Below are 23,238 nucleotides of genomic sequence, written 5' to 3' on the forward strand. Positions count from 1 at the left end.
ACCCAGGAGGGAGCGAGCAAGCCCGCTCCCCCCTGGCGTTTGCGCTGCGACGGCTTCAGTGCCCGGCGACGACAGGGTTCGACGACTCGGCATACACCGGCCCCAACCGGTCCAGCCGGCCACTCCATGCCGTCAGTGCCAATGCCACCAGCACCACCAGGCCACCGATCCAGGCCGTGTGGATCAGCCCCATATGCGCCACGATCAAACCACCGCCCCAGGCGCCACCGGCGATACCCAGGTTAAACGCGGCGATATTCAGCCCCGATGCCACATCCACCGCTTGCGGGGTGTGATGCTCAGCCTGGCGCACCACATACACCTGCAGGCCCGGCACGTTACCGAAGGCGACCGCGCCCCACACCAGTACGGTGGCCAGGGCCAGCCACGGGCTCGCTGCGGTGAACGTCAGCATGAACAACACCGCCGCGAGCAGGGCGAAGATGATTTTCAAGGCACTGATAGGGCCGCGTTTATCGGCAAGCTTGCCGCCCCAGATATTCCCGGCGGCCACCGAAACGCCGTACACCAGCAGCACCAGGCTCACCGTGCTGGCGCTGAAGCCCGAGATATCCTGAAGGATCGGCGCAAGGAAGGTGAACGCGATAAACGAGCCGCCGTAGCCGATGGCGGTCATGGCATACACCAGCAGCAGGCGCGGTTGCTGGAGCACTTGCAGTTGTTGCAGCAGTGACGCGGGTTTGCTGTGGCTGATGTTTTTCGGCACATAGATCAGGCTGCCGATAAACGCGATGACGCCCAGGGCCGAGACGGCCAGGAAGGTTTCACGCCAGCCGAAATGCTGGCCGATGAAGGTGCCCAGCGGTACGCCGGTGACCAGGGCGACGGTCAAGCCGGTAAACATGATGGCGATTGCGCTGGCGGCTTTTTCCTTGGGCACAAGGCTGGTGGCGATGGTCGAGCCGATCGAGAAAAACACGCCATGGGCCAGGCCGGTGACGATCCGCGCCAGCACCAGGGACTCATAACTCGGCGCCTGCCAGGCCAGCAGGTTGCCGAGGGTGAACAGCACCATCAACGACAGCAGCAGCAATTTGCGCGGCACTTTGCCGGTGAGGGCGGTGAGCACCGGCGCGCCGATGGCGACGCCCAGGGCGTAGAGGCTGACCAGCAGGCCGGCGGACGGCAGGTCGACACCCAGGTCGGTGCCGATGGTGGGTAACAGGCCAACGATAACGAACTCGGTCGTCCCGATGGCGAAAGCGCTGAGGGTCAGCGCGAGCAAGGCAATGGGCATGGCTGCAACTCCGGTGGGTTTGATTCAGGAGCGCAGTGTCTGAGTTTGGCTTGTGCGGAAAAAGCCAAGGATTGGCATTTGATATTTGCCTCGTGCGCAAAAGTAAGGCGAGGGGAACGATCAGGGCGCAAACCCGTCAGTTCCTTACAGACCCTGCTGAAGGAGCCGCTGTTTTGCCCACTCTCAAGACCGCATTACTGCTCGGTGCGCTGCTGTTGTTTGGCAACGGCGTGCTGCAAGCTGCCACGACTGCGCCGGCTCCGGCGGCGGCGCCTGCCGAACCGGCCAAGCCGGAACTGTTGGTGGAAGGAGGCTTGCTCGGCGCCATCAGCTCGAGCATCGACGACGTGCAAGACAAACTCGACCTCAATCAAAACCTCATCGATGCCTGGCGGCTTCGCGCCGACCGTGCGGCGGATGAGGTCGGGCGCCTGGTCGACCAGACCGCCCAGCGCTCGCCGTGGAGCGTGGCCGGGGATTTCCTGCTGCTGTCCGGGGTATGGGGCGGCGCCTTTGCGCTGTTGATGCTGCTGGGACGTTTGATCGTACGGCGCTTGAGTCGCCGGCGCTTCATTGAGCGGCGTGGGCGCCTGCAAGCGCTGCTGGGTTACGTGCTGCCCTACACCCTGCCGGCACTGGTGTGCCTGCCACTGACGCTTTACGTCAGCCACTTTCTACCCTCGTCCGTGGGGCGTGCGCTGGCGCTGTGTTTCGCCTATGCCACCAGCAGCGGCATTTTTTCCACCTCGATGTTGTTGTGCGTCATCGTCATGTTCAACGTCGGGCATAAGCGTGCGGCCGTGCGGATTATTCGCGGTTACTCGCCCAGGCCATTGTTCCTGATCGGCTTTCTGGCCGCGCTCAGCGATGCCTTGACCAGCCCGCAGATCGCCCGGCAACTGGGCGGCAATATCACCAGTAGCATTGCGGTGTTCACGGGGCTGTTTGCCACGGTGATCTTTGGCGTACTGGTGATACGCCTACGGCGACCCGTGGCCCATTTGATTCGCAATCGGCCATTGGCCCAACGCCTGAAACACCCGGCGCTGCAACAATCGCTGCGGGTGTTTTCCGGCTTGTGGTACTGGCCGATCCTGTTGATGGTGCTGGTCTCGGCGATCAACCTGATCGGCGCCGGCGACGATAGTCAGAAGGCCCTGCGTTGCGCCTTGTTCACCACGATCTTGCTGATTGGCACGGTGTTCCTCAGTACGGTGCTGCAACACCTGTTCAAGTCTCGCAGCCAAGTGGCGATCCAGCGCAGCAGCGCCTACAAGGAGCGCTTCCTCAGCCTGTTGCACGCGATCCTGCGCATTGTCATGGCCATCGCGTTTATCGAAATTCTCGGGCGTATCTGGGGCGTGTCGTTGTTTGAATTTGCCCAGCGCAACTCGGTCGGCCGGGCGATCAGTGACTCCTTGAGCAGTATCGGCCTGATCCTGCTGGTGACCTGGCTGTTCTGGGTGGTCCTCGATACGGCGATCCAGGAGGCGTTGAAGCCACCGGTGAACAAGCGCTCCGGCCGCCAGCCGAGCACGCGGGTCAAAACCATCCTGCCGCTGCTGCGCAATGCGGTGAAAATCATCCTGGTGGTGATCTGCGCGATCACCACCATGGCCAATCTGGGGATCAACGTCGCGCCGCTGTTGGCGGGTGCCGGTGTGGTCGGCCTGGCCATCGGTTTTGGCTCCCAACAATTGGTGCAGGACGTGATCACCGGCCTGTTCATCATCATCGAAGACACCCTGTCGATTGGCGATTGGGTGGTGCTGGACTCCGGCCACGCCGGTACGGTCGAGGGGCTGACCATCCGAACCCTGCGCCTGCGCGACGGCAAAGGCTTTGTGCACTCGGTGCCGTTCGGGCAGATCAAGGCGGTCACGAACCAGTCGCGGCAATTTGCCTATGCGTTCTTCTCGGTGCAGTTCACCTACGACACCGACGTGGATAAAGCCGTGGAGCTGATCCGCGAGGCCGGGCAGTCGATCCGTGATGACGTGTTCCTCAAGTACAACCTGCAAGGGCCGCTGGAGGTCTTCGGCGTCGACAAGATGGACCTCAATGGCGTGGTGCTCACCGCGCAGTTCCGCACGGTGTCGGGCGGCCAATATGCCGTCAGCCGTGCGTTCAACCAGCGCCTGAAAAAGCTTGTGGATAACTGTGCGCAGGTGCACTTCGCGCAAACTTATCCACAGCAGGTTCTGTTGCCCAAGCGCAACGCCCAGGTGGATGAGCCGGATGAAGAGGTACCGGCGTCAGGGGAGCTGACCGAACAACCGCGCCCTCAATGACCGGGTCGTTTTTTCCGGCATTCCCCTTGTGGGAGGGGGCTTGCTCCCGATGAGGCCCCCCATTTCAATGCCTGATCAACTTCTCCTGCACCGCCTGCTGATCCGTATCCACCAGCAGTTGCTGCTTGCCGCTCACCAGCACCGCTGCGGGCAACCCGTCGCGGTACACAATCCGGTTCCCGCTTAGTGCCGGCACCTTGCTGCCCGGCAACAGGGTACCGACCAGGTTCAACGGGTCCGCGCCACATACGGCAACCAGGCTGCCGTCGTGTGGCCTGCGGCGTACTTCGCGCAATAACGGGATCGCCTCCGGCAACGCAAACTGTTCCCCCGCCAAGCCACTGACAAAGCGTCCGCCACGGATTTCCCCACGCGCCTCCAGCCGGTGAAAGGTGCGCAGCAACTCCCGCCAGCTCGGCAGCCACTCCGCCTCGCGCTCCAGCAAACGCCAGAACACCACGCCATAACGGCGCAGCAGCGTCATCGCCACATGCTCCAGCGTTTCGGCCGAATGCGCGCCGGCGGCGCTGGTTGAGCGGCGCACCAAGGCCCAACGGCCGGCATCGTCCATTCCACCGACAAAGGCGCCACGCCCACGCCGGCTGCTGCGCGCCTGGCGTTTGCTGGCGGGCGTGGTCAGCGCACGCAGCCCGGCAAAGCTGTCGGCATTCACCAACCCGGCACCCACCAGTTCCTGCAATGCGGTTTCCAGTTCACTGCGCAGCAGGTGAGCTTCATGCACCAGTTCATCAAAAAACAGCGCGCCCTGTTCACGCAGGGCTTGGTGGACTTTCTGCGCCTTGGGCGACAACGTCGCGCTGTCGGTCAGCTCGGTCAGCCCACTCCACAATGGCGCCTGGCTGCGGGGCAACAGCACGACCGGGGTACTGCGCAATGCGCTGGCGCTGGCCTTGTTACTCAAACGCATCCACACCAGCTTGCCGCTGCGGCACAGCTCATCGAGCCAGGTGCAGGTGTAGTCCTTGAGTCGCGCATTGAGCAAGTCGGTGTCCCAGGCGGATGCGGCTGCGGCATAGCCTTCGAACTGGGCCATGACTTGCGCCAACATGGCGCTGCCCTGGCCGCGTGTGGCGGTGGACAGGTGCTGCCAATCAAACAGAAAACGCATGAAGTCCTGCAACGCCACCGGTTCGATTTCGCGGCGCAGGCGCTTGACCGTGTAGCGATGAATGCGCGCGAGCAAATGCCGTTCGCACCATTGTTCTGCGTTGGCGCCGGGGCTGAAGCGACCGCGCAGCACATAGCCTTCCTGCTCCAGACGCGCCAGTGCCTGGGTGACATCGCTCACCGGCAGTTCCAGGGGCGCGGCGATTTCGCTCAGGCTCAATGGGCCGAACCCGCCCAGGCGTGCGCGCAGCACTTCTACCACCGCTTCATCATAGCTCCAGGGTTCATCGAAGCCCGGCAGCAGCGGCCAGTTGCCGGGATAAATCGCCTGCAAGCAACTCAAGCGTTCCACGGCCACCCACAGGCCGTTGGGCAACGGATAGGCGCGCCCAGCCTGGGCCAAGGCCTGCAGCCACGCGGCCCATTGCGGCGTGACTTCACGGGCGGCGATACACGCCAGGCTCATCAGTGCCTCATGCATTTCATCCGGGCCGTTGGGCGCCGGCCAGGCTTCTTCACGCACGCCGGCGATAGCGTCGGCGTCCAGCGCACCGAGGTCGTCGGTACTCTGCGGGTCGCTCCAGCGCCGGTTGAGCACGGCCTGGGTGCGGCGTTCTTCCAGCGGGGCGTCGTCGAGAAAGGTGTAGGGGCGGGCACTGAGGATTTCGGCGGCCATGGGCGAGGGCGCCGGCAGGTCGCGGCTGATCAGGCGCACTTCGCCGCGCTCCATGCGTCGCAGCAGGGCCAGCCAGGCATCGCTGTCCATGGCTTCGTGCAGGCAGTCGTCGAGGGTTTGTTCGACCAGTGGGTGGTCGGGGACTTCACGCTCCCCGGCCAGGTTTTCCAGGCAGGCGATCTGGTCGGGGAACACGCTGGCGATCAGGTCTTCGCTTTTCATGCGCTGGATCTGCGGCGCCACCTTGCGCCCACCGGTAAACCTCGGCAACGCCAGGGCCACGCCGGCGTTCCAGCGCCAGCGCACGCCGAACAACGGCGCATCCAGCACGGCCTGGATCAGGATGTGCTCGGCGCTGTGGCTGTTGAGATACCGCCACACCTCATCCAGCGCAAAGCTGTGGCTGGTGGACAGCGACAGCACGATGGCATTTTCACTGGCGGCGGCCTGCAACTCGAAATTGAACGTGCGACAAAACCGCTTGCGCAGGGCCAGGCCCCAGGCGCGGTTGAGGCGGCTGCCGAACGGTGTGTGGATGATCAGTTGAGTGCCGCCGGACTCGTCGAAAAAGCGCTCCATGATCAGCGTGTCCTGTGACGGCAAGGCGCTCAGTGCCAGGCGCGCGCGGGCCAGGTAATCGAGAATCTGCTCGGCGCTGGCGCGGTTCAGGCCGAGGGTGTCGGTGAGCCAGCCCAGCGCGGCTTGCAAGTCGCCCGGGCTGGCGCCGAGCAGGGCGTCCAGTTGCCCCTGCAAGCGCGCCACCGCCGCCGACAGCTCGTTGCTGCGCCCAGGCGCTTCGCCGAGCCAGAAAGGAATGGTCGGTGGCTGGCCGTGGGCATCCTCGACGCGCACCTTGCCGGCGTCCACGCGCACAATTCGGTAGGACGTATTGCCGAGCTGAAAGATATCCCCGGCGATGCTTTCCACCGCGAAGTCCTCATTGACGCTGCCGATATTCAAGCCCTGGGGTTCGAGCAGCACGCTGTAGTCGGCGTTGTCGGGGATGGTGCCGCCGCTGGTGACGGCCGTCAGCCGGGCACCCCGGCGGCCGCGCAGGGTATGGGTAACCGCGTCGCGGTGCAGGTAGGCGCTGCGGATGCCTTGGCGCCCGTTATAGCCGTCGCTGAGCATATGCAGCAGCGCCTGATAATGGCGCTCATCCAGCGCGGCGTAGGGTGAGGCACGCCGAACCAGCTCGAGCAGCGCCTGTTCCGGCCATTCCTGGGCGCTGACTTCGGCGATGATCTGCTGAGCCAGTACGTCCAGCGGCGCCACGGGAATCTGCAGCGTATCCAGCTCGCCCCGCCTGACGCAGTCGAGCAGGGCGGCGCATTCGATCAAGTCATCGCGGGTAGTGGCAAACAGACGGCCCTTGGGCGTGCCGCCGACCTGATGCCCGGAACGGCCAACCCGTTGCAGAAAGCCGTTGATCGAACCGGGTGAGCCGATCTGGCACACCAGGTCCACGTCGCCGATATCAATGCCCAGTTCCAGCGACGCCGTGGCAATCAGTACTTGCAACTCGCCGGCCTTGAGCCGCTGCTCGGCGTCCAGGCGCAGCTCCTTGGCCAGGCTGCCATGGTGCGCGGCCACGGCAGCCTTGCCCAGGCGCTCGCTCAAATGCCGCGCCAGGCGTTCGGCCAGGCGCCGGGTATTGACGAATATCAGGGTGGTGCGGTGTTCGCGGGCCAGTGTGGCGAGGCGGTCGTAGACCAATTCCCACACATCGTTGGCCATCACCGCCGAAAGCGGCACTGGCGGCACTTCGATATCCAGGTCGCGAGCCCGTGCATGACCGATATCGACGATGGCGCACGCGCGCCCCGTGCCCACCAGAAAGCGCGAGACCGCCTCGATAGGTTTTTGCGTGGCCGACAGGCCGATCCGCGTCAGCGGTTCGGTGCACAGCCCTTGCAGGCGCTCCAGGCTTAACGCCAAGTGACTGCCGCGCTTGCTGGCGGCAATGGCGTGTATCTCATCGACGATCACCGTGCGGGTGCTGCCCAGCATCTGCCGGCCGGAGTCCGAGCCCAGCAGCACATACAGCGATTCTGGAGTGGTCACCAGGATATGCGGTGGGCGCTTGCGCATCAGGGCGCGGTCTTTCTGCGGGGTGTCGCCGGTGCGCACGGCGGTGCGGATCACCAATGGCGGCAGGCCCTGGCGCTGTAACTGTGCGGTGATGCCCGCCAAGGGGTTTTGCAGGTTGATCTGGATGTCGTTGGACAGCGCCTTGAGCGGCGACACATACACCACCAGCGTTTCATCCGGCAGTTGCCCGCCATGGGCCAGGCCCTGATGGACGAGGTCATCGAGTACCGCCAGGAAGGCGGTCAGCGTCTTGCCGGAGCCGGTGGGCGCGGCGATCAGGGTCGAGCGGCGCTGGCGGATCAGCGGCCAGGCCTGTGCCTGCGCATCGGTCGCCGAGGGGAAGGTATTGCGGAACCAGGCGCTGACGGCGGGGTGGAAGCCGTCCAGGGCCGTGTCCGTGGATTCAGGAAGGTTCATGCGCTCAGTTATGGCGCCGGCCCCGACAAGTTGCAACCCCACACTTTTATCCGTGACGGTTGCGCGATAAACCCGCAAAATGCAACGATTCTTACAAATATCCAAAAACCTTCGTTCCACACAGACCGGGCCTGCTCAATCTATGCGAATGCGCCTTATGTTACTGGGCGGCGGGAATGCCCTCGGGCAGGCGCTGATTCGCCTCGGTGCAGAGGAAGACATCGGTTTCCTCGCACCCAAACCGCCCCAAGATGGCTGGGATGCCGCGAGCCTCACCCAACTGCTCGACGACACCCGTCCCGATGCGTTGATCAACCTCGCCTACTATTTCGACTGGTTCCAGGCCGAGGCCGTCAGCGAAAGCCGTCTGGCCGCCCAGGAGTTCGCCATCGAACGCCTGGCTGAACTGTGCCAGCACCACGGCATCACCTTGCTGCAACCGTCCAGCTACCGTGTGTTCGACGGTTCCCGCGCCACCGCCTACAGCGAAAAAGACGAGCCGGTGCCTTTGGGCCTGCGCGGCCAGGCGTTGTGGCGTATTGAACAGAGCGTGCGCGCGACCTGCCCGCAGCATGTGTTGCTGCGTTTTGGCTGGCTGTTGGATGACAGTGTGGAGGGCACCCTGGGGCGCTTTCTGGCCCGTGCCGAAAAAACCGATGAGTTGTTGATGGCGGACGACCGTCGCGGCAACCCGACGCCGGTGGATGACGCTGCGCGGGTGATCATTTCAGTGCTCAAGCAACTCGATTGCGCGGCACCGCTGTGGGGCACCTATCACTACGCCGGCCAAGAGGCGACCACGCCGTTGGCCCTGGGCCAGGCGATCCTCACCGAAGCGCGCAATTATCACGCGCTGGCCATCGAGTCACCCACCGCCCAGGCCCACGCGGCACGGCCGGATGCGAGCGATGAGCCGCAACATGCGGTGCTGGCCTGCAAGAAAATCCTGCACACCTTCGGCATCAAGCCACGGGCGTGGCGGGCGGGGCTGCCGGCATTGCTGGACCGCTATTACCGCCACACCTGACCCGCTACAAAACCCAATGTGGGAAAGCTCCAAATGTGGGAGGGGGCTTGCCCCCGATTGCAGTGTGTCAGCCAATATACATTTGACTGATGCACTGCAATCGGGAGCAAGCCCCCTCCCACAATCCCCTCCCACAGGGTGATACGGTGTTGCTTAGAACTTGTAGCCGATACCCACCATGTAGACCATCGGGTCCACGTCGACATTTACCTTGGCGCGAGTGCCTTGGCCCAGCGCGTTGTTGTCCACGGTCGCCTTGGTGCTGATGTCGATGTAGCGCGCCTGGGCGTTGATCATCCACTTGTCGTTGATCATGTAGTCGGCGCCGATCTGCGCGGCCCAGCCCCAGGAGTTCTCGGCCTTGAAGTTGCTGAAACCGGCTTGCTGCGCACGGCTGCCGACATGCTCGTCGTAGATCCAGGTGTAGTTGATACCGGCGCCGACGTAGGGTTGGAACGCCGACTTGCTGTCCAGCGGGTAGTACACGACGCTCAGGGTCGGCGGCAGGTGTTTCAAGGTGCCGAGCTTGCCGTTGGCGGCGCCCAGGGCGGTGTTCTTGATCTTCACGTCATGCTCGAACGGAGTGGCGGCCAGCAGTTCGATACCGACGTGGTTGGTCAGCATGTAGGCGAAGTTCAAGCCCAGCTGAGTGTCGCTGCTCATGGTCGCCTTGCCGCCCAGGTTGGTGCCCGCCAATGGGCCCTGGTCAACTTTCACGTGGCCGCTGTCAGCCTTCGGGTTCACGGTGATAGCACCGGCGCGAACCAGAATGTCGCCCGCTTCGTGAGCGTGGACGGCAGGGGCGGCGAGGGCGAGCGCGAAGAGGGACGCGCCGAGCAGGGACTTGTTCATGGGAGCTCCAAAAGGACGTTTAAAAGTTGTGCGTCCAATGGTAAAGATCGTTCCGCTCGATCTTTTGACTCAGCTCAATGAATGGGCAATCAGCGCTAGTCCGGCAGTTCGTAGACGTAAATCTTCTCGGCATCCATTTGGTAACCGGCATCCGCCAACTCGCTGGTGGAGGGTTTGACCTGCATTGAACCCTCGATCCAATACGGTTGGTAGAGCTCATCGAGCTTCACGCCGATTTCGCTTTTCACATGCACGATCTGGTTCGACGGCGGCGGCGGTACGTGAATGCACGCGCCGAAATACGGCACCAGCAGAAACTCGGTGGTGCGGCCTTCTTCGCTGACTTCCAGCGGCACGATATAGCCCGGCAAGCGGATATGCTGGCCGTCCAGGCTTTGCACCACCGGCGCGTTGGGCAGTTCCTGCTTGGCCGCGGGCGCCGCCTCGACCGACAAGGCATCGGCCATGTTCGACAGGTCGTGCAACGGTTTCATGTTGGGGATTTCCGGTGGCGCATCCGGCGGGATCATCTCCTGCCAGGACAGGTCCTTGGGCTGGTCGGCGGACCAGGCGGGCACGCTCACCAGCAGCAACAGCGCAAACAGGGCACGACGCATCGAAGCCTTCCTCATAAACGGATCGACAGGCCATCGGCCAGGGATTGCCGATAGGCGCGCCACGCGGGCACGCTGCCCATCAACAACGCTGCGCACAGGATACCGGCGAGCAATGTCCATTCATATTCGCTCGGCCACGACATCGGCAAGTCCAGCCCGTAGTTGGCCTGCAAATACCCACGCGATGCGGCGATGCACAGGTACAACAAGCCCACGCCCGCCACCACGCCGGACAACGCCAGGGCGAAGGCTTCAAAGATCAGCAGCGTGGCGATATGCCAAGGCCGCGCGCCCACCGAGCGCAATATCGCCATTTCGCGGCGTCGTTCGTTGAGGCTGGTGAGGATCGCCGTGAGCATGCCGATCAAACCGGTCAGCACCACAAACAACGAAATCACGAACAGCGCCTTTTCGGCGGTGCCCATCATGCTCCACAGCTCTTGCAAGGCCACGCCCGGCAAGATCGCCAGCATGGGCTCGCCACGGAAATCATTGATTTCCCGTTGCAGGGCGAAGGTGGAAATCTTGTTGTTCAGCCCGAGCATGAACGCGGTGATGGCTTGTGGGGTGAGGTCCATATTGCGCGCCTGATCGGCACTGATGCGGCCTTTGCCCTGGGCTGGTACGCCGTTGTGCCAGTCGATATGGATCGCTTCCATGCCGCCGAGGCTGATGTGCAGCGTGCGGTCTACCGGGGTGCCGGTGCGCTTGAGAATGCCGACCACGGTGAACGGCTTGTCATCGTGTTTCACCAGGCTGACGACCGCCACGCCGTGGGCCAGCACCAGCTTGTCGCCGAGTTTGTAATGCAGGGCGTCGGCCACTTCGGCGCCCAGTACCACTTCGAACGGGTCGGTGGCGAAAGCGCGGCCGCTGGCCAATTCGAGGTGCTGTTTGCGGCCGTACTGGTAATGCTCGAAATAGGACTGGTTGGTGCCCATCACGCGGTAACCGCGATGGGAGTCACCGAGGGAAATCGGGATCGCCCACTTCACTTGCGGGCTGGCGGCGAAGTGCTCGAAGCTGTCCCAGCGGATGTTGTTGGTCGCGTTGCCGATGCGGAACACCGAATACAGCAACAGGTTGACCGAGCCTGAGCGGGCGCCGACGATCAAGTCGGTGCCGCTGATGGTGCTGGCGAAGCTGTTGCGTGCTTCGGTGCGCACCCGCTCCACGGCGAGCAACAAGCACACTGAAAGCGCGATGGCGAAGGCGGTGAGGATCGCGGTAAAGCGGCGGTTAGCCAGGCTGGCCATGGCTAGACGGAACAGATACATCTCAAACCTCTGCAGGCGTGGCGGCGCGATTGAGTTCGGCCAGCGAAAGGTTGCGGTCGAACAGCGGTGCCAGGCTCTGGTCATGGCTGACAAACAACAGGCTGGCGCCCGCTTCGCGACATTCGGCGAACAGCAACTGGATGAACGCTTCGCGGGCGTCATGGTCCAGGGCCGAGGTGGGCTCGTCGGCGATCACCAGTTCCGGCTGGCCGATCAGCGCACGGGCAGCGGCCACCCGTTGCTGCTGGCCGATGGACAGCGAGTCGGCGCGGCGCTCCAGCAGGTCCGGGGCGTTGAGCCCCAGATGCGCGAGCAAGGTGGCAGCCGCCTGATCGACACTGCCGTGACGCTGAACCGCCCGTTGCGCGCGCAGCCTGGAGAAGTGGCAGGGCAGCTCGACGTTCTCGCGTACCGACAAAAACGGCAGCAGGTTGAACTGCTGGAAGATATAGCCGGTGTGGTCGACGCGGAAACGGTCGCGGGCACCCGCCGACAGTTCGGTGAGTTCCTGGCCGAGCAGGCGGATGCTGCCGCGGCTGGGTTTCTGCACGCCGCCCAGCAACCCGAGCAGGGTGGTTTTGCCACTGCCGCTCGGGCCTTTGAGGAACAGGGTTTCACCGGCTTCCAGGCGGAATGCGGGGATGTCCAGCAACTGGGGGTGACCGGGCCAGCTGAAGCCCAGGTCAGACAGTTCGATCAATGCTTGGGTCATGTGTTCAGAACTTCAGGGTGGCTGCGGCGGCCGTCGCTTCAACACCTTGCTGGCCGCTCGGACCGATCAGTTGTACCTGGATTTTCTGGGTCGCGGGGAAGGTCTTGAACACTTGTGTCAGGTCAAGGTTGCTCAATGCCGTTGGCGTGGCGCAGGTGAATTGATAGTGGGCGTGGATCTCGCTGTGATCATGATGATGCTCGTGTGCGGCGGCGCCTTTGCCGTCGGTGGCATGGTCGTCATCGTCGTCGTCATGCTCGGCTTCCGGCTTGTCGCCGAACAGAGGGCTGTTGAGTTCCTGGGTGCTGATCACGCAGCCGGCGGCCTTGGGCAGGTTGAACAGCGCCAGCGGGTTTTCCAGCTGTTTGCGTGCGGCGGCGACCTTGGCCTTGTCGGCGGCGGTGCTGGCCTGGTGTTCGAAACCCACGAGGTTCATGGCCGGGCTGTCGAACTCCACCTCCAGCGCCTGGCCGTCGAGCACGGCGTTAAGGCGGCCGACCCCGTGCTCATGGGCGCCGAGGCTGCCATGTTCATGTTCATGTTCATGTTCGTGTTCGTCATGAGCGTGGGCGACAGCCAATGGCAGCAGGGCAAACGGCAAAGCGAGCAGCAGACGGCGCATGAGAAGGCTCCAGAACATGAAAGTTTTGTTATGTGATCTTATAACAGTGTGTGCAGAGTTTGACCGCCCGCTTGGCGTTGCGCAAGCCGCGTGGGAGCATGCCTGTCAGAAAAATGCAGGAGGAAGGACGATGTTGCGAATTCGTGGAACCGTTGGCGATCTGCCGGTGGATTTGACCCTGGAGCTGGACGACGCCGACTGGGCCCGGCTGGGCGCGCAGTTGCAGGCCGCCCCGGCGCCCCTCGCGGCGACTGCTGCGCCAGTCAAGCAGACCGATGATCTATGGCAGAAGGCCCAGGACTTGTTGCGCCAGGCCGGGCAACTCAGCGGGCTGGAATTGCTCGATCAACTGGAAGGGCTGGCCGGCGATGCCGCGTCCGGCAAGCGCCTGTTGGTGCGCTTGCGACACAGTGCCAATGTCAAAGTCGCCAGCGGCGGGGACACGCCGCTGTACCGTTGGGTCGAGGCTTAATACAGCGCGGCGAACAACTTGCGGCGGTATACCGTGACCAGCGGGTGGTCGTTGCCGAGCAATTCGAACACCTGTAGCAGGGTCTTGTGCGGCAAGCCTTCGCTGTAGCTGCGATTGCGGATAAACAGCTTCAGCAGGCCTTCCAGCGCCGCGTCGTACTGCTGGCGCGCCAGTTGTTGAATCGCCAGCTGATAGGCCGCTTCATCATCCTGCGGGTTTTGTGCCAGGCGGCTTTTCAGGTCGGCGGCGTCCGGCAGGTCGGCCGCCTGGCGCAGGAAGGTGATCTGTGCCTTCGCCCCGGCGAGTGCGGCTTTGTGATCATCGCTCTTCACGGCATCCAGCACCGCCTGGGCTTCGCCCAATTCACCGCGTTCGGCCAGGCAGCGTGCGTACAGGATCAGCGCGGCGGCGTGGGTGTTGTCCTCGCCCAGCAGTGCGACCAGCACCGCTTCGGCCTCGCTGATACGCCCTTCGGCAAACAACGCCTGAGCCTGTTCCAGCGGGTCGGCCGCGGCCGGTGGCGGCATCTGCACATGTGGCTCCAGCATCGCCCGCACCGCCGACTCCGGCTGCGCTCCGGCAAACCCGTCCACCGGCTGGCCATCCTTGAACAACACCACCGTCGGCAGGCTGCGAATGCCAAAACGCGCAACGATATCCTGCTCGGCCTCGCAGTCGACCTTGGCCAACAGCAACTCGCCCTGATAACTCTCGGCAATCTGCGCCAACAGCGGCATCAACGCCTTGCACGGGGCACACCACTCGGCCCAGAAATCCACCAACACAGGCTTGTGGAACGAGTTTTCGATGACTGCCTGATCAAAGGTGGCAGTGGTGGCATCGAAGATGTACGGCGTGGGCTCACTCATGGGGCGTCTCGAATAAAGCGGGAATGGCGCAACTATAAGGGCTAGCGCGGGCTACCGGAAGCGGCTTGGCGTTCACTCGCGGGCGGCTTGCCAAAAGGCGTCTTCATACCAATCTCGGGGAAAACCCATCGACTTAAGGTTAACGGCGGGAAACTCACTGATCAGGTGATATAAGCGTTGGTCCCAGCGGGAGTGGGGGCTTATCTGATGCATCAGGTGGGTAAGAATGCAGAGCACCGGAAAAATACGGGCATGTGGTCCAAGTTGGAAAAGATATTCAGGCCAAGGAAAATTGGCTTTCTTTGGCAGTTCCGGACGAATACCGAGTTCTCGATTCCACATTCGCGAGTGATGGGCGCAAATGTTTCGAATAGTGGTCAGTGTATGCAGCCAGGACTGCATTAATGGAGCCGCAAGCCTCAGGCGCTTGGCGATGGCTTTTTTATCGGTGTCCTTGGCCAGGCCTTTGTAAAGATGGGATAGATCTCCCAGGGTGAGTTCCTCCAACATGGCCCAACCAGGCATCAAAGCCGGATGGTTGTAGTTCGTTGGGTAATGGCGTGAGTAGCTCTCTTTCGCTCTATGGCGTTTCAATCGCTCTTTTCTGGAGTTATTTGCGTTCAGCCTGTCGATCCGGTCGCATTCGCGCTGGTAATCACGCAATGCAGTTGACTGTTTCGTCGACAATGTTGAAAGCAGGCGCTGGTGATCGAACGTCGAATGAAATCTCCGTGGATCCATATACCAGTGGCTACCGTAGGTAGGTCCCATGTGGTTGCTGATAACAGCGCGGGATGCAATCTCAACTCTTTCGATGGCATCCATCGTTAGTAATCGAAGGCGCCGGTCAAAATCGTACAGTTGGGTTAACTGGCGGAACTGGCTGCCCTCACGGAACCGATGGTCGAGACTTTCCGGCTTTTGGAAAGGCCGCATGTAAGGGCTTAATCGAAAGAAACTGACGACCTGTAAAAAGGACTCGGCGCGGGCCTCATTTTGAATGTGCAAACCGCGCTGCTTGAGCAGTTCCAATTGATCAGGAACGTCTATGGCAGGCTTGTTGAATGTCCTCATGCTCAAAAAATACCGAGCATAAAAAACCCGCACAATTTGTGCTTGGTTACTGACGCAACCAGAGGCATGGCGGGTGTATTACTGCGAAGGTTAGGCAGCTGCCCGGCGTTTTGCAAGCCCTTCATACGACCGGCGATAGGCGACGGGGTCTGGAAATGCATGCTGATTAATTGTCCAAGTGCGTGCAAAAGGAGGGCATTTTCCACAGCCATTCCTTTTATGTCTCAGCGAACGTATTGCCAGAAATTTGTAACGTTCGGGTTTAACGCCGCGAATGGTACAGGCTCACCTTGCGAAACTCCCAAGGCTCGGCCAGGTCGGGCAGTGTCAGTGCATCAAGGATCTGCAACCGCCGGTAATCCGGGTGCTGGAAGTCCCTGACCCGCGAGTCGGCCACCAGCGCTTCGCGGCCACGGGTGAGGAATTGATCCAGCAGCGGCAGGTTGGCCCGGTCGTAGAGCACGTCGGCCACCAGGATCAGGTCGAAGCGGTCGGCTTCGGCGAAGAAGTCTGCCGAATAACCCAGCGTCACACCGTTGAGTTCGGCATTGGCCCGGCAGGCGGCCAGCGCCAGTGGGTCAAGGTCACAGGCCACCACTTCGCGTGCGCCCGCCTTGACGGCGGCAATCCCGGCCACGCCGGAGCCGGCGCCGAAGTCCAGTACGCGTTTGTCGGCAACCCACTCGGGGTTGGCCGCCAGATATCGCGCCAGTGCCAGGCCGCTGGCCCAGCAGAAACTCCAGTAGGGCGGCTCATGCAGGATACGCCGGGTTTCTTCCTGGCTGAATTCGCGGTCCATGTTGTCCGCATCCAGCAGCCACAATGACAACTCGGTGCCCGGCAGCGGGCAGGGCACCAGTTGCGCATCGCCGATCAACTCGCTGAGGGCGCGCTGCAGAGGCAGCGGTGGCGTCATGGTGCCTTGACGAGTTGCAAGGGACCGGTGGTCTGGGTGATCGCCTGGGTGATACGCACGGCGGGCAGGTGCAGGATCAACTGGCCGGACTGGCTGGCGCGGCCGCGTAATTCAACCCGCGCACCGGCCGGGAACGCCTCGGGGTTGAAGCGCAGGCGGAAGGCCAGGGGCTTGCCGTTGGCGGACAACACGCTGCTGGCGAGCAATTGTTGCGGGCGGTTGCGCTCATCGATCACCAGCAGTGCCAATTCGACTTCGGCATTGGCCGGCACGCCGTTGAGGATGCCGCTGATTTCCCGCTGATACGCCGGCAAGGGGCCAAGGTCTTCAATACCCGGGACTTTTTTCTCTTGGGCTGGTGTCGGTTGAGGCGCGGTCGGCTTGGGGGCTTCGCTGCTGCAGGCGACCAGAAAACTGAACAGGCCGAGTAAAACCAGTGGTCGTAACTGCATGTACGGCTCCAGAAGTGACAAAATCCGTGGTTTGAAAATCAAGAAACATAATAGCCCGCCTATATACCGTAAAGGCTATGGCTTGTCTTGCCACGGGGATGCGCTACCATGGCCCTCCCTTTTTTTGTTGCCTGCCACCATGCACTGTCCCTTCTGCGGTGCCAACGACACCAAGGTCATTGATTCGCGTCTGGTCGCCGAGGGCGATCAAGTGCGTCGCCGGCGCGAATGCCTGGCCTGCGGTGAACGTTTCACCACCTTCGAAACCGCCGAACTGGTATTGCCGCGTCTGATCAAGTCCGACGGCAGCCGCCAGCCTTTCGACGAAGACAAACTACGCGCCGGTATGCAGCGCGCCCTGGAAAAACGCCCGGTGAGTGTCGAGCGGCTGGAGGCGGCGCTGGTGCACATCAAGCACAAGCTGCGCGCCACCGGCGAGCGCGAGGTCAAGAGCCTGGTGGTTGGAGAACTGGTGATGGGCGAGCTGCAAAAGCTCGACGAAGTCGCCTATATCCGTTTCGCCTCGGTGTATCGACGCTTCCAGGACCTCAATGAGTTCCGCGAAGAGATCGACCGCCTGGCCCGTGAGCCGGTCAAAGAATGAACCCGTCTTCCACTGCCGAGCAGGCTGTCCTCGACGCTCATTACATGGCCCGCGCCCTGGAACTGGCGCGCAAGGGCCTGTACACCACTCACCCCAACCCGCGTGTAGGCTGCGTGATCGTGCGCGATGGGCAGGTGGTCGGCGAAGGCTGGCATGAGCGCACCGGCGAACCCCACGCCGAGCCCAACGCCCTGCGCGCCGCCGGCGACAAGGCGCGTGGCGCCACGGTGTACGTGACCCTCGAACCCTGCAGCCATCATGGGCGTACCCCGCCGTGCGCGGATGCATTGGTGAGTGCCGGTGTGGCGCGTGTCGTCGCCGGGATGCAGGACCCGAACCCGGAAGTGGCCGGGCGTGGCATGCAGCGCCTGGCTCAGGCCGGTATCGAGGTGCAGAGCGGTGTGCTGGAAGCGCAGGCGCGTGCATTGAACCCGGGTTTCCTCAAGCGCATGGAACACGGCCTGCCGTTTGTGCGGGTCAAGTTGGCGATGAGCCTGGACGGCCGCACCGCCATGGCCAGTGGCGAAAGCCAATGGATCACCGGCCCGGCTGCCCGCGCCGCCGTGCAACGCCTGCGTGCCGAAGCCAGTGTGGTGCTGACCGGCGCCGACACCGTGTTGGCCGACGGCGCCCGCCTGACCGTGCGTGCCGCCGAACTGGGCCTGGATGAGGCGACCACCGCTTTGGCCATGTCGCGTCCGCCCTTGCGCGTGCTGATCGATGGCCGCCTGCGCGTGCCGCTCAACGCGCCGTTCTTCAAGGCCGGCCCGGCCCTGGTCATCACCTGCGTCACTCCGGAGAATCAGTTCCCGCGGGGCCCTGAATGCCTGGTGGTGCCGGGCGTTGATGGTCAGGTCGACCTGCGTTCGGCCCTGGTTGCCCTGGCCGCGCGTGGCGTCAACGAGGTGCTGGTGGAGGCCGGTCCGAGCCTGGCAGGCGCCTTCGCCCAGCAGGGGCTGGTGGACGAGTACGTGATTTTCGTCGCCGGCAAGTTCCTTGGCTCCGCCGCCCGGCCTTTGTTGGACTGGCCGCTTGAGAAACTGGCGGATGCCCCCCAACTCAAGATCACTGAAATGCGCGCTGTGGGCGACGACTGGCGAGTCACTGCCATTCCTTTGCCAGTAGCGAGCGTATAATTTCCGGCCTGCGCCCGGCGCAGCCCTGTTTTCCTGGAGAAGGCCATGTTCACCGGCATTATCGAATCCATCGGCAGCATCCGCGCCATGACCCCAAAAGGCGGCGATGTACGCCTGCTGGTTGAAACCGGCAAGCTCGACCTCGGCGACGTCAAGCTGGGCGACAGCATCGCCGTCAACGGCGTATGCCTGACGGTCATCGAATTGCCGGGCAACGGCTTTGCCGCCGACGTCAGCCGGGAAACCCTGGACTGCACGGCGATGAATGACCTCAAGGCGGGCAGCCCGGTCAACCTGGAAAAAGCCCTGACCCCCACCACCCGCCTGGGCGGTCACCTGGTCAGCGGCCATGTCGACGGCGTCGGCGAAGTGGTGGCGCGCAGCGAAAACGCACGTGCCGTGGAATTTCGCATCCGGGCTCCCAAAGAGCTGGCCAAGTACATCGCCCACAAAGGCTCGATCACCGTCGATGGCACCAGCCTGACCGTGAACGCGGTCAATGGCGCCGAGTTTGAATTGACCATCATTCCCCACACGCTCAGCGAAACGATCATGGCCTCGTACCAGCCGGGTCGCCGGGTGAACCTGGAAGTGGACTTGCTGGCCCGTTACCTGGAGCGCCTGCTGTTGGGCGAAAAGGCCGCAGAGCCAACCGGTAGTAACATCACTGAAAGTTTTCTGGCCGCTAACGGCTACCTGAAATCCTGACCAAGGGGGTGCCGCGTGGCGCTCAATAGCATCGAAGAACTGGTTGAAGACATCCGCCAAGGCAAGATGGTCATCCTGATGGATGACGAAGACCGTGAAAACGAAGGCGACATCATCATGGCCGCCGAGGCCTGCCAGCCTGAGCACATCAACTTCATGGCCAAGCACGCCCGCGGGCTGATCTGTATGCCCATGAGCCGCGAGCGCTGCGAGTTGCTCAAGCTGCCGTTGATGGCGCCGCGCAACGGCTCGGGTTTCGGCACCAAGTTCACGGTTTCCATTGAGGCGACCACCGGCGTCACCACCGGTATCTCCGCCGCTGACCGCGCACGCACTGTGCAAGCCGCCGCCGCCAAAGATGCCAAGGCGGAAGACATCGTCAGCCCGGGTCACATTTTCCCGTTGATGGCCCAGCCGGGCGGCACCCTGGCACGTGCCGGCCACACCGAGGCGGCCTGCGACCTGGCGCGCATGGCCGGTTTTGAGCCGAGTGGGGTGATCTGCGAGGTGATGAACGACGACGGTACCATGGCCCGTCGTCCTGAGCTGGAAGCTTTTGCCGCTGAACACAACCTCAAGATCGGCACCATTGCCGACCTGATTCACTACCGCATGATCCACGAACGTACCGTTCAGCGGATTGCCGAGCAGCCTCTGGACAGCGAACTGGGCCAATTCAATTTGGTGACCTACCGTGATTCAGTGGAAGGCGACGTGCACATGGCCCTGACCCTGGGCAACATCTGCGCCGAAGAACCGACCCTGGTGCGGGTGCACAACATGGACCCGCTGCGTGACCTGCTGATGGTCAAGCAACCGGGGCGCTGGAGCCTGCGGGCCGCCATGGCTGCGGTTTCCGAGGCCGGCAGCGGTGTGGTGCTGCTGCTCGGTCACCCGCTTGATGGCGATGTGCTGCTGGCGCATATCCGCGAAACCGCCGACCACGCGCCGGTGAAAAAACCGACCACCTACAGCATCGTCGGTGCCGGTTCGCAGATCCTGCGTGACCTCGGTGTGCGCAAAATGCGCCTGATGAGTGCACCGATGAAATTTAATGCGATATCCGGTTTCGACCTGGAAGTTGTAGAATACGTGCCCTCCGAATAAAGGCCGGCGATTTTTGCCCCTTGTTCGCGGTTAAATCATCACTAAGGGGCGCCTTTTTCGCGTCCCGGCTCTTTAAGAGATTTGTCGAATGACCCTGAAGACCATCGAAGGTACCTTCATCGCCCCCAAAGGCCGCTATGCCCTGGTGGTTGGCCGCTTCAACAGCTTCGTGGTTGAAAGCCTGGTAAGCGGTGCCGTGGACGCCCTGGTTCGCCACGGTGTGAGCGAAAGCGATATCACCCTCATCCGTGCCCCTGGCGCCTTCGAAATTCCGCTGGTTGCGCAAAAAGTCGCACAGCAGGGCGAATACGCGGCGATCATCGCCCTGGGCGCGGTCATTCGTGGCGGTACTCCGCATTTCGAATACGTGGCTGGCGAATGCACCAAGGGCCTGGCCCAGGTATCCATGGAGTTCGGCGTACCGGTTGCCTTCGGCGTGCTGACCGTTGACTCCATCGAGCAAGCTATCGAGCGCTCCGGCACCAAGGCCGGTAACAAAGGCGCCGAAGCTGCCCTGTCCGCCCTGGAAATGGTCAGCCTGCTGTCGCAGTTGGAGGCCAAGTGATTTCCGACGAGAGCGATCGTTTCAACCCACGCGACCCACGCCCAGCGGACGCCGGCAAGCCATCGAAGAACGAGAAGCGTCGTGCTGCTCGTCAGCTGGCGACCCAGGCGCTGTACCAGCGCCACCTGGCGGGTGCTTCGTTGAACGAAATCGAAGCGCAGTTTCGCGTCGACAACGATTTTACCTTTGCCGACCTGCCGTACTTCCACGACATCCTGCACGGTGTGCATGCCCACCTGACCGAGATCGATGCGGCCCTGGCACCGTGCCTGGACCTGACCATCGAAGAGCTGGACCCGGTTGAACTGTGCGTGATGCGCTTGTCGGCCTGGGAACTGCTCTATCGCGTCGACGTACCGTACCGCGTGGTGATCAACGAAGGCATCGAGCTGGCGAAAGTCTACGGTTCGACCGACGGCCACAAGTTCGTCAACGGTGTGCTCGACAAGCTGGCCCCGCGCCTGCGTGAAGCCGAAGTGAAGGAACATAAGCGCTGATTTGCGCTTGAGTCCCTGATGGGTGAGTTCGAGCTGATCCGCAACTACTTCGCCGCCGCGCCCTGTGCGCAAGGCGGCGAAGGCATTGCCCTGGGGATCGGCGACGACTGCGCCTTGCTGGCGCTCCCGCCTGGGGAGCAGTTGGCAATCTCCACGGATACGTTGGTGGCCGGCGTGCATTTTGCCGACCCTTGCGATCCGTTCCTGCTCGGCCAGCGCTCGTTGGCTGTGGCGGTGAGCGACCTGGCTGCCATGGGCGCCAACCCTCTTGCGTTTACCCTTGCCTTGACTACGCCGACGGTCGATGCCGATTGGCTGCAACGCTATGCCCAGGGTTTGAGCGCCATGGCCCAACGCTGCGGTGTGAGCCTGGTGGGTGGCGACACTACCCGTGGGCCGTTGAGCCTGACCCTCACGGTATTGGGGCGTGTCCCGGCTGGGCAGGCGTTGACGCGCGGCGGGGCACGGCCGGGTGACCTGCTGTGTGTGGGCGGTGAGTTGGGCAACGCTGCCGGTGCCTTGCCGCTGGTGCTGGGCCAACGCAGTGCACAGGCGGCCATCGCCGATCCGTTGCTGGCGCATTACTGGTCGCCGCAACCGCAGCTGGCCTTGGGGCTGGCGTTACGGGGCAAGGCCACGTCTGCGATGGATATCTCCGACGGGCTGCTGGCGGATTGCGGGCATATTGCCAAGGCGTCATCTGTCGGCCTGCTGATCGAGCTTCAGAAGCTGCCACTGTCCACGGCCTTGCTGGCGTTTGTCGGCGATGACGAGGCGCGTGTGGCCGCCTTGAGTGGCGGCGACGACTATGTGCTGGTATTTACCTTGCCACCGGCCCAGTTGGCGCCGCTGCAGGCCGACGGCTGGCCGATCCATGTGATCGGTCGGGTCGAAGCGGGGCAGGGCGTGAAGCTGCTCGATGCAAATGGGCAGGACATCACCCCGGCCGTTCGGGGCTATCAGCATTTTTGCGAAACGCCATGAACCGGCGGGCTACGCTACCCTTTATACGGTCCACACTGTGTTGGAGACCGTCACCATGCCTATGCGTCACTGGCTGCTGATTGCGTTGTGTGCCGTCGCCCCGCTGGTGCAGGCGGATGAAGCGTCGCCCCCAGGCAAGATCATGCTGGCCAGCGAGGAATGGAACGACTACACCAACGCGGATGGTACGGGGCTGGCCTGGGACGTGTTGCGCCAGATCTTCGAGCCGGCAGGCATCACCTTGCAACGCCGCAGCGTGCCTTATACCCGCTCGGTCGGCCTGGCCCAGCGCGGCGAAGTGGATGGCTGGGTGGGGTCCTACCGCAACGAAGCCGATGGCGTGCTGTACCCCCACTGGCACTTTGATTCGGACCACATCTACGCCCTTGGGCTGGCCACCGCGCCGACTCCGAGTATCGCCACGCTGGGCAACTATCGTCTGGCCTGGGTGCGCGGTTACAAATATGAGGCGTACCTGCCCAATGTGCAGCGCTTCCACCCGATTGAGCGGCGCAGCGGCATTCTGCCGATGCTGCAATACGGCCGTGCCGACTTTTATATCGATGCGCTCCCCGAAGCCCAATACATCCTGGCTCAGGCAGACGACCCCACACAATTCAAGCTCACCCATATCGCCGAACTGCCGGTGTACGTAGGCTTTGCCGATAACGAGCGGGGGCGTGCCCTGATGGCGGTGTATGACCAGCGCGTGGCTGCCCTGGTCAAAAGTGGCGAATTGAAGCCGATTTTTGCACGCTGGAAACAGCCCTATCCGTTCTGACCTGCATAGAACCAGGACGAAGGCCAATCGAACCGATTGATCTTTATCAGCGATAATTCAGCTTAAGCGTCTGTAGGAACCTGCTGTTACAATGACCGCCTCTGT

The 23,238-nt window shown here is 62.7% G+C and carries 22 protein-coding genes; 11 read left to right on the forward strand and 11 right to left on the reverse strand.

Features of this window, described 5'->3' with window-relative positions; translation table 11 throughout:
* Positions 1–55: 55 nt before the first annotated feature.
* Entirely contained in the window at positions 56–1,258 is a 1,203-nt protein-coding gene (locus ACQRBT_RS26875) for an MFS transporter (RefSeq protein ID WP_090365582.1), read from the reverse strand.
* Between the two features lie 173 nt (positions 1,259–1,431).
* Between ACQRBT_RS26875 and ACQRBT_RS26880 the strand changes: the two genes are divergently transcribed.
* Positions 1,432–3,549, forward strand: coding sequence for a mechanosensitive ion channel family protein (locus tag ACQRBT_RS26880; RefSeq protein WP_412047439.1), 2,118 nt, complete (start codon positions 1,432–1,434; stop codon positions 3,547–3,549).
* A 64-nt stretch (positions 3,550–3,613) separates the two neighbouring features.
* Here ACQRBT_RS26880 and ACQRBT_RS26885 read toward each other — a convergent pair whose 3' ends face one another.
* Positions 3,614–7,861 (reverse strand): DEAD/DEAH box helicase, encoded by a 4,248-nt coding sequence (locus ACQRBT_RS26885; protein ID WP_412047438.1) that lies wholly within the window; start codon positions 7,859–7,861, stop codon positions 3,614–3,616.
* A gap of 142 nt (positions 7,862–8,003) precedes the next feature.
* On the opposite strand from ACQRBT_RS26885, the gene ACQRBT_RS26890 reads away from it, so the two are divergent.
* Positions 8,004–8,888 (forward strand): sugar nucleotide-binding protein, encoded by an 885-nt coding sequence (locus ACQRBT_RS26890; protein ID WP_090365586.1) that lies wholly within the window; start codon positions 8,004–8,006, stop codon positions 8,886–8,888.
* 153 nt (positions 8,889–9,041) lie between these two features.
* Here ACQRBT_RS26890 and ACQRBT_RS26895 read toward each other — a convergent pair whose 3' ends face one another.
* The 5 genes from ACQRBT_RS26895 to ACQRBT_RS26915 all read right to left on the reverse strand — a co-directional run bounded on the left by ACQRBT_RS26895 (position 9,042) and on the right by ACQRBT_RS26915 (position 12,968).
* The gene (locus ACQRBT_RS26895; RefSeq protein ID WP_060755268.1) at positions 9,042–9,740 is read right to left on the reverse strand and encodes an OmpW/AlkL family protein; all 699 of its coding nucleotides are present in this window, start codon (positions 9,738–9,740) and stop codon (positions 9,042–9,044) included.
* 95 nt (positions 9,741–9,835) lie between these two features.
* On the reverse strand, positions 9,836–10,357 hold the full coding sequence (locus tag ACQRBT_RS26900; protein WP_060755267.1) for a DUF3299 domain-containing protein: 522 nt from the start codon (positions 10,355–10,357) through the stop codon (positions 9,836–9,838).
* A gap of 11 nt (positions 10,358–10,368) precedes the next feature.
* On the reverse strand, positions 10,369–11,634 hold the full coding sequence (locus ACQRBT_RS26905; RefSeq protein WP_412047437.1) for an ABC transporter permease: 1,266 nt from the start codon (positions 11,632–11,634) through the stop codon (positions 10,369–10,371).
* Position 11,635: 1 nt separating this feature from the next.
* Positions 11,636–12,346, reverse strand: a complete 711-nt coding sequence (locus tag ACQRBT_RS26910; protein ID WP_412047436.1) for an ABC transporter ATP-binding protein — start codon at positions 12,344–12,346, stop codon at positions 11,636–11,638.
* 4 nt (positions 12,347–12,350) lie between these two features.
* Positions 12,351–12,968, reverse strand: coding sequence for a DUF2796 domain-containing protein (locus ACQRBT_RS26915; RefSeq protein WP_412047435.1), 618 nt, complete (start codon positions 12,966–12,968; stop codon positions 12,351–12,353).
* Positions 12,969–13,098: 130 nt separating this feature from the next.
* Between ACQRBT_RS26915 and ACQRBT_RS26920 the strand changes: the two genes are divergently transcribed.
* Positions 13,099–13,440, forward strand: a complete 342-nt coding sequence (locus ACQRBT_RS26920; protein WP_198762255.1) for a hypothetical protein — start codon at positions 13,099–13,101, stop codon at positions 13,438–13,440.
* On the opposite strand, the gene trxA is transcribed toward ACQRBT_RS26920, so the two are convergent.
* From trxA to ACQRBT_RS26940, 4 genes are all read right to left on the reverse strand, one after another.
* Positions 13,437–14,309 carry a thioredoxin gene (gene trxA, locus ACQRBT_RS26925; protein ID WP_412047434.1) on the reverse strand — a complete coding sequence of 291 codons (873 nt, stop codon included), beginning with the start codon at positions 14,307–14,309 and terminating at the stop codon, positions 13,437–13,439. The genes ACQRBT_RS26920 and trxA overlap by 4 nt on opposite strands.
* Positions 14,310–14,381: 72 nt before the next feature.
* Positions 14,382–15,383 carry an Abi family protein gene (locus tag ACQRBT_RS26930; protein ID WP_412047433.1) on the reverse strand — a complete coding sequence of 334 codons (1,002 nt, stop codon included), beginning with the start codon at positions 15,381–15,383 and terminating at the stop codon, positions 14,382–14,384.
* A 262-nt stretch (positions 15,384–15,645) separates the two neighbouring features.
* A complete protein-coding gene (locus ACQRBT_RS26935) occupies positions 15,646–16,299 on the reverse strand; it encodes a class I SAM-dependent methyltransferase (protein ID WP_060755259.1) in 654 nt (217 codons plus the stop codon).
* Positions 16,296–16,751, reverse strand: a complete 456-nt coding sequence (locus tag ACQRBT_RS26940; RefSeq protein WP_060755258.1) for a YbaY family lipoprotein — start codon at positions 16,749–16,751, stop codon at positions 16,296–16,298. Before ACQRBT_RS26940 ends, ACQRBT_RS26935 begins: the two co-directional genes overlap by 4 nt.
* A gap of 139 nt (positions 16,752–16,890) precedes the next feature.
* On the opposite strand from ACQRBT_RS26940, the gene nrdR reads away from it, so the two are divergent.
* The 8 genes from nrdR to ACQRBT_RS26980 all read left to right on the forward strand — a co-directional run bounded on the left by nrdR (position 16,891) and on the right by ACQRBT_RS26980 (position 23,133).
* Positions 16,891–17,355: a transcriptional regulator NrdR gene (gene nrdR, locus ACQRBT_RS26945; protein WP_029299433.1), complete on the forward strand. Its 465-nt coding sequence runs from the start codon at positions 16,891–16,893 to the stop codon at positions 17,353–17,355.
* Positions 17,352–18,491: a bifunctional diaminohydroxyphosphoribosylaminopyrimidine deaminase/5-amino-6-(5-phosphoribosylamino)uracil reductase RibD gene (ribD, locus tag ACQRBT_RS26950; RefSeq protein ID WP_060755257.1), complete on the forward strand. Its 1,140-nt coding sequence runs from the start codon at positions 17,352–17,354 to the stop codon at positions 18,489–18,491. The genes nrdR and ribD overlap by 4 nt, the downstream gene beginning before the upstream one ends.
* Before the next feature lie 45 nt (positions 18,492–18,536).
* A complete protein-coding gene (locus tag ACQRBT_RS26955; protein ID WP_060755256.1) occupies positions 18,537–19,199 on the forward strand; it encodes a riboflavin synthase in 663 nt (220 codons plus the stop codon).
* 15 nt (positions 19,200–19,214) lie between these two features.
* Positions 19,215–20,306: a bifunctional 3,4-dihydroxy-2-butanone-4-phosphate synthase/GTP cyclohydrolase II gene (ribBA, locus tag ACQRBT_RS26960; RefSeq protein WP_060755255.1), complete on the forward strand. Its 1,092-nt coding sequence runs from the start codon at positions 19,215–19,217 to the stop codon at positions 20,304–20,306.
* Between the two features lie 88 nt (positions 20,307–20,394).
* Positions 20,395–20,871 (forward strand): 6,7-dimethyl-8-ribityllumazine synthase, encoded by a 477-nt coding sequence (gene ribH / locus ACQRBT_RS26965; protein ID WP_003194576.1) that lies wholly within the window; start codon positions 20,395–20,397, stop codon positions 20,869–20,871.
* Entirely contained in the window at positions 20,868–21,368 is a 501-nt protein-coding gene (gene nusB, locus ACQRBT_RS26970; RefSeq protein ID WP_060755254.1) for a transcription antitermination factor NusB, read from the forward strand. The genes ribH and nusB overlap by 4 nt, the downstream gene beginning before the upstream one ends.
* A gap of 18 nt (positions 21,369–21,386) precedes the next feature.
* A complete protein-coding gene (thiL, locus tag ACQRBT_RS26975) occupies positions 21,387–22,352 on the forward strand; it encodes a thiamine-phosphate kinase (RefSeq protein WP_412047432.1) in 966 nt (321 codons plus the stop codon).
* Between the two features lie 55 nt (positions 22,353–22,407).
* Entirely contained in the window at positions 22,408–23,133 is a 726-nt protein-coding gene (locus ACQRBT_RS26980) for a substrate-binding periplasmic protein (RefSeq protein WP_412047431.1), read from the forward strand.
* The last annotated feature ends 105 nt before the right edge of the window (positions 23,134–23,238 follow it).

The sequence above is a fragment of the Pseudomonas sp. R19M genome (assembly GCF_050312585.1).
Lineage (GTDB): Bacteria > Pseudomonadota > Gammaproteobacteria > Pseudomonadales > Pseudomonadaceae > Aquipseudomonas > Aquipseudomonas palleroniana.

Coding starts and splice junctions, on each gene's coding strand:
- ACQRBT_RS26875 (WP_090365582.1), bottom strand. CDS start 1,258: ATGCCCATTGCCTTGCTCGCGCTGACCCTCAGCGCTTTCGCCATCGGG.
- ACQRBT_RS26885 (WP_412047438.1), bottom strand. CDS start 7,861: ATGAACCTTCCTGAATCCACGGACACGGCCCTGGACGGCTTCCACCCC.
- ACQRBT_RS26890 (WP_090365586.1), top strand. CDS start 8,004: ATGCGAATGCGCCTTATGTTACTGGGCGGCGGGAATGCCCTCGGGCAG.
- ACQRBT_RS26895 (WP_060755268.1), bottom strand. CDS start 9,740: ATGAACAAGTCCCTGCTCGGCGCGTCCCTCTTCGCGCTCGCCCTCGCC.
- ACQRBT_RS26900 (WP_060755267.1), bottom strand. CDS start 10,357: ATGCGTCGTGCCCTGTTTGCGCTGTTGCTGCTGGTGAGCGTGCCCGCC.
- ACQRBT_RS26905 (WP_412047437.1), bottom strand. CDS start 11,634: ATGTATCTGTTCCGTCTAGCCATGGCCAGCCTGGCTAACCGCCGCTTT.
- ACQRBT_RS26910 (WP_412047436.1), bottom strand. CDS start 12,346: ATGACCCAAGCATTGATCGAACTGTCTGACCTGGGCTTCAGCTGGCCC.
- ACQRBT_RS26915 (WP_412047435.1), bottom strand. CDS start 12,968: ATGCGCCGTCTGCTGCTCGCTTTGCCGTTTGCCCTGCTGCCATTGGCT.
- ACQRBT_RS26920 (WP_198762255.1), top strand. CDS start 13,099: ATGTTGCGAATTCGTGGAACCGTTGGCGATCTGCCGGTGGATTTGACC.
- trxA (WP_412047434.1), bottom strand. CDS start 14,309: ATGAGTGAGCCCACGCCGTACATCTTCGATGCCACCACTGCCACCTTT.
- ACQRBT_RS26930 (WP_412047433.1), bottom strand. CDS start 15,383: ATGAGGACATTCAACAAGCCTGCCATAGACGTTCCTGATCAATTGGAA.
- ACQRBT_RS26935 (WP_060755259.1), bottom strand. CDS start 16,299: ATGACGCCACCGCTGCCTCTGCAGCGCGCCCTCAGCGAGTTGATCGGC.
- ACQRBT_RS26940 (WP_060755258.1), bottom strand. CDS start 16,751: ATGCAGTTACGACCACTGGTTTTACTCGGCCTGTTCAGTTTTCTGGTC.
- nrdR (WP_029299433.1), top strand. CDS start 16,891: ATGCACTGTCCCTTCTGCGGTGCCAACGACACCAAGGTCATTGATTCG.
- ribD (WP_060755257.1), top strand. CDS start 17,352: ATGAACCCGTCTTCCACTGCCGAGCAGGCTGTCCTCGACGCTCATTAC.
- ACQRBT_RS26955 (WP_060755256.1), top strand. CDS start 18,537: ATGTTCACCGGCATTATCGAATCCATCGGCAGCATCCGCGCCATGACC.
- ribH (WP_003194576.1), top strand. CDS start 20,395: ATGACCCTGAAGACCATCGAAGGTACCTTCATCGCCCCCAAAGGCCGC.
- thiL (WP_412047432.1), top strand. CDS start 21,387: ATGGGTGAGTTCGAGCTGATCCGCAACTACTTCGCCGCCGCGCCCTGT.
- ACQRBT_RS26980 (WP_412047431.1), top strand. CDS start 22,408: ATGCCTATGCGTCACTGGCTGCTGATTGCGTTGTGTGCCGTCGCCCCG.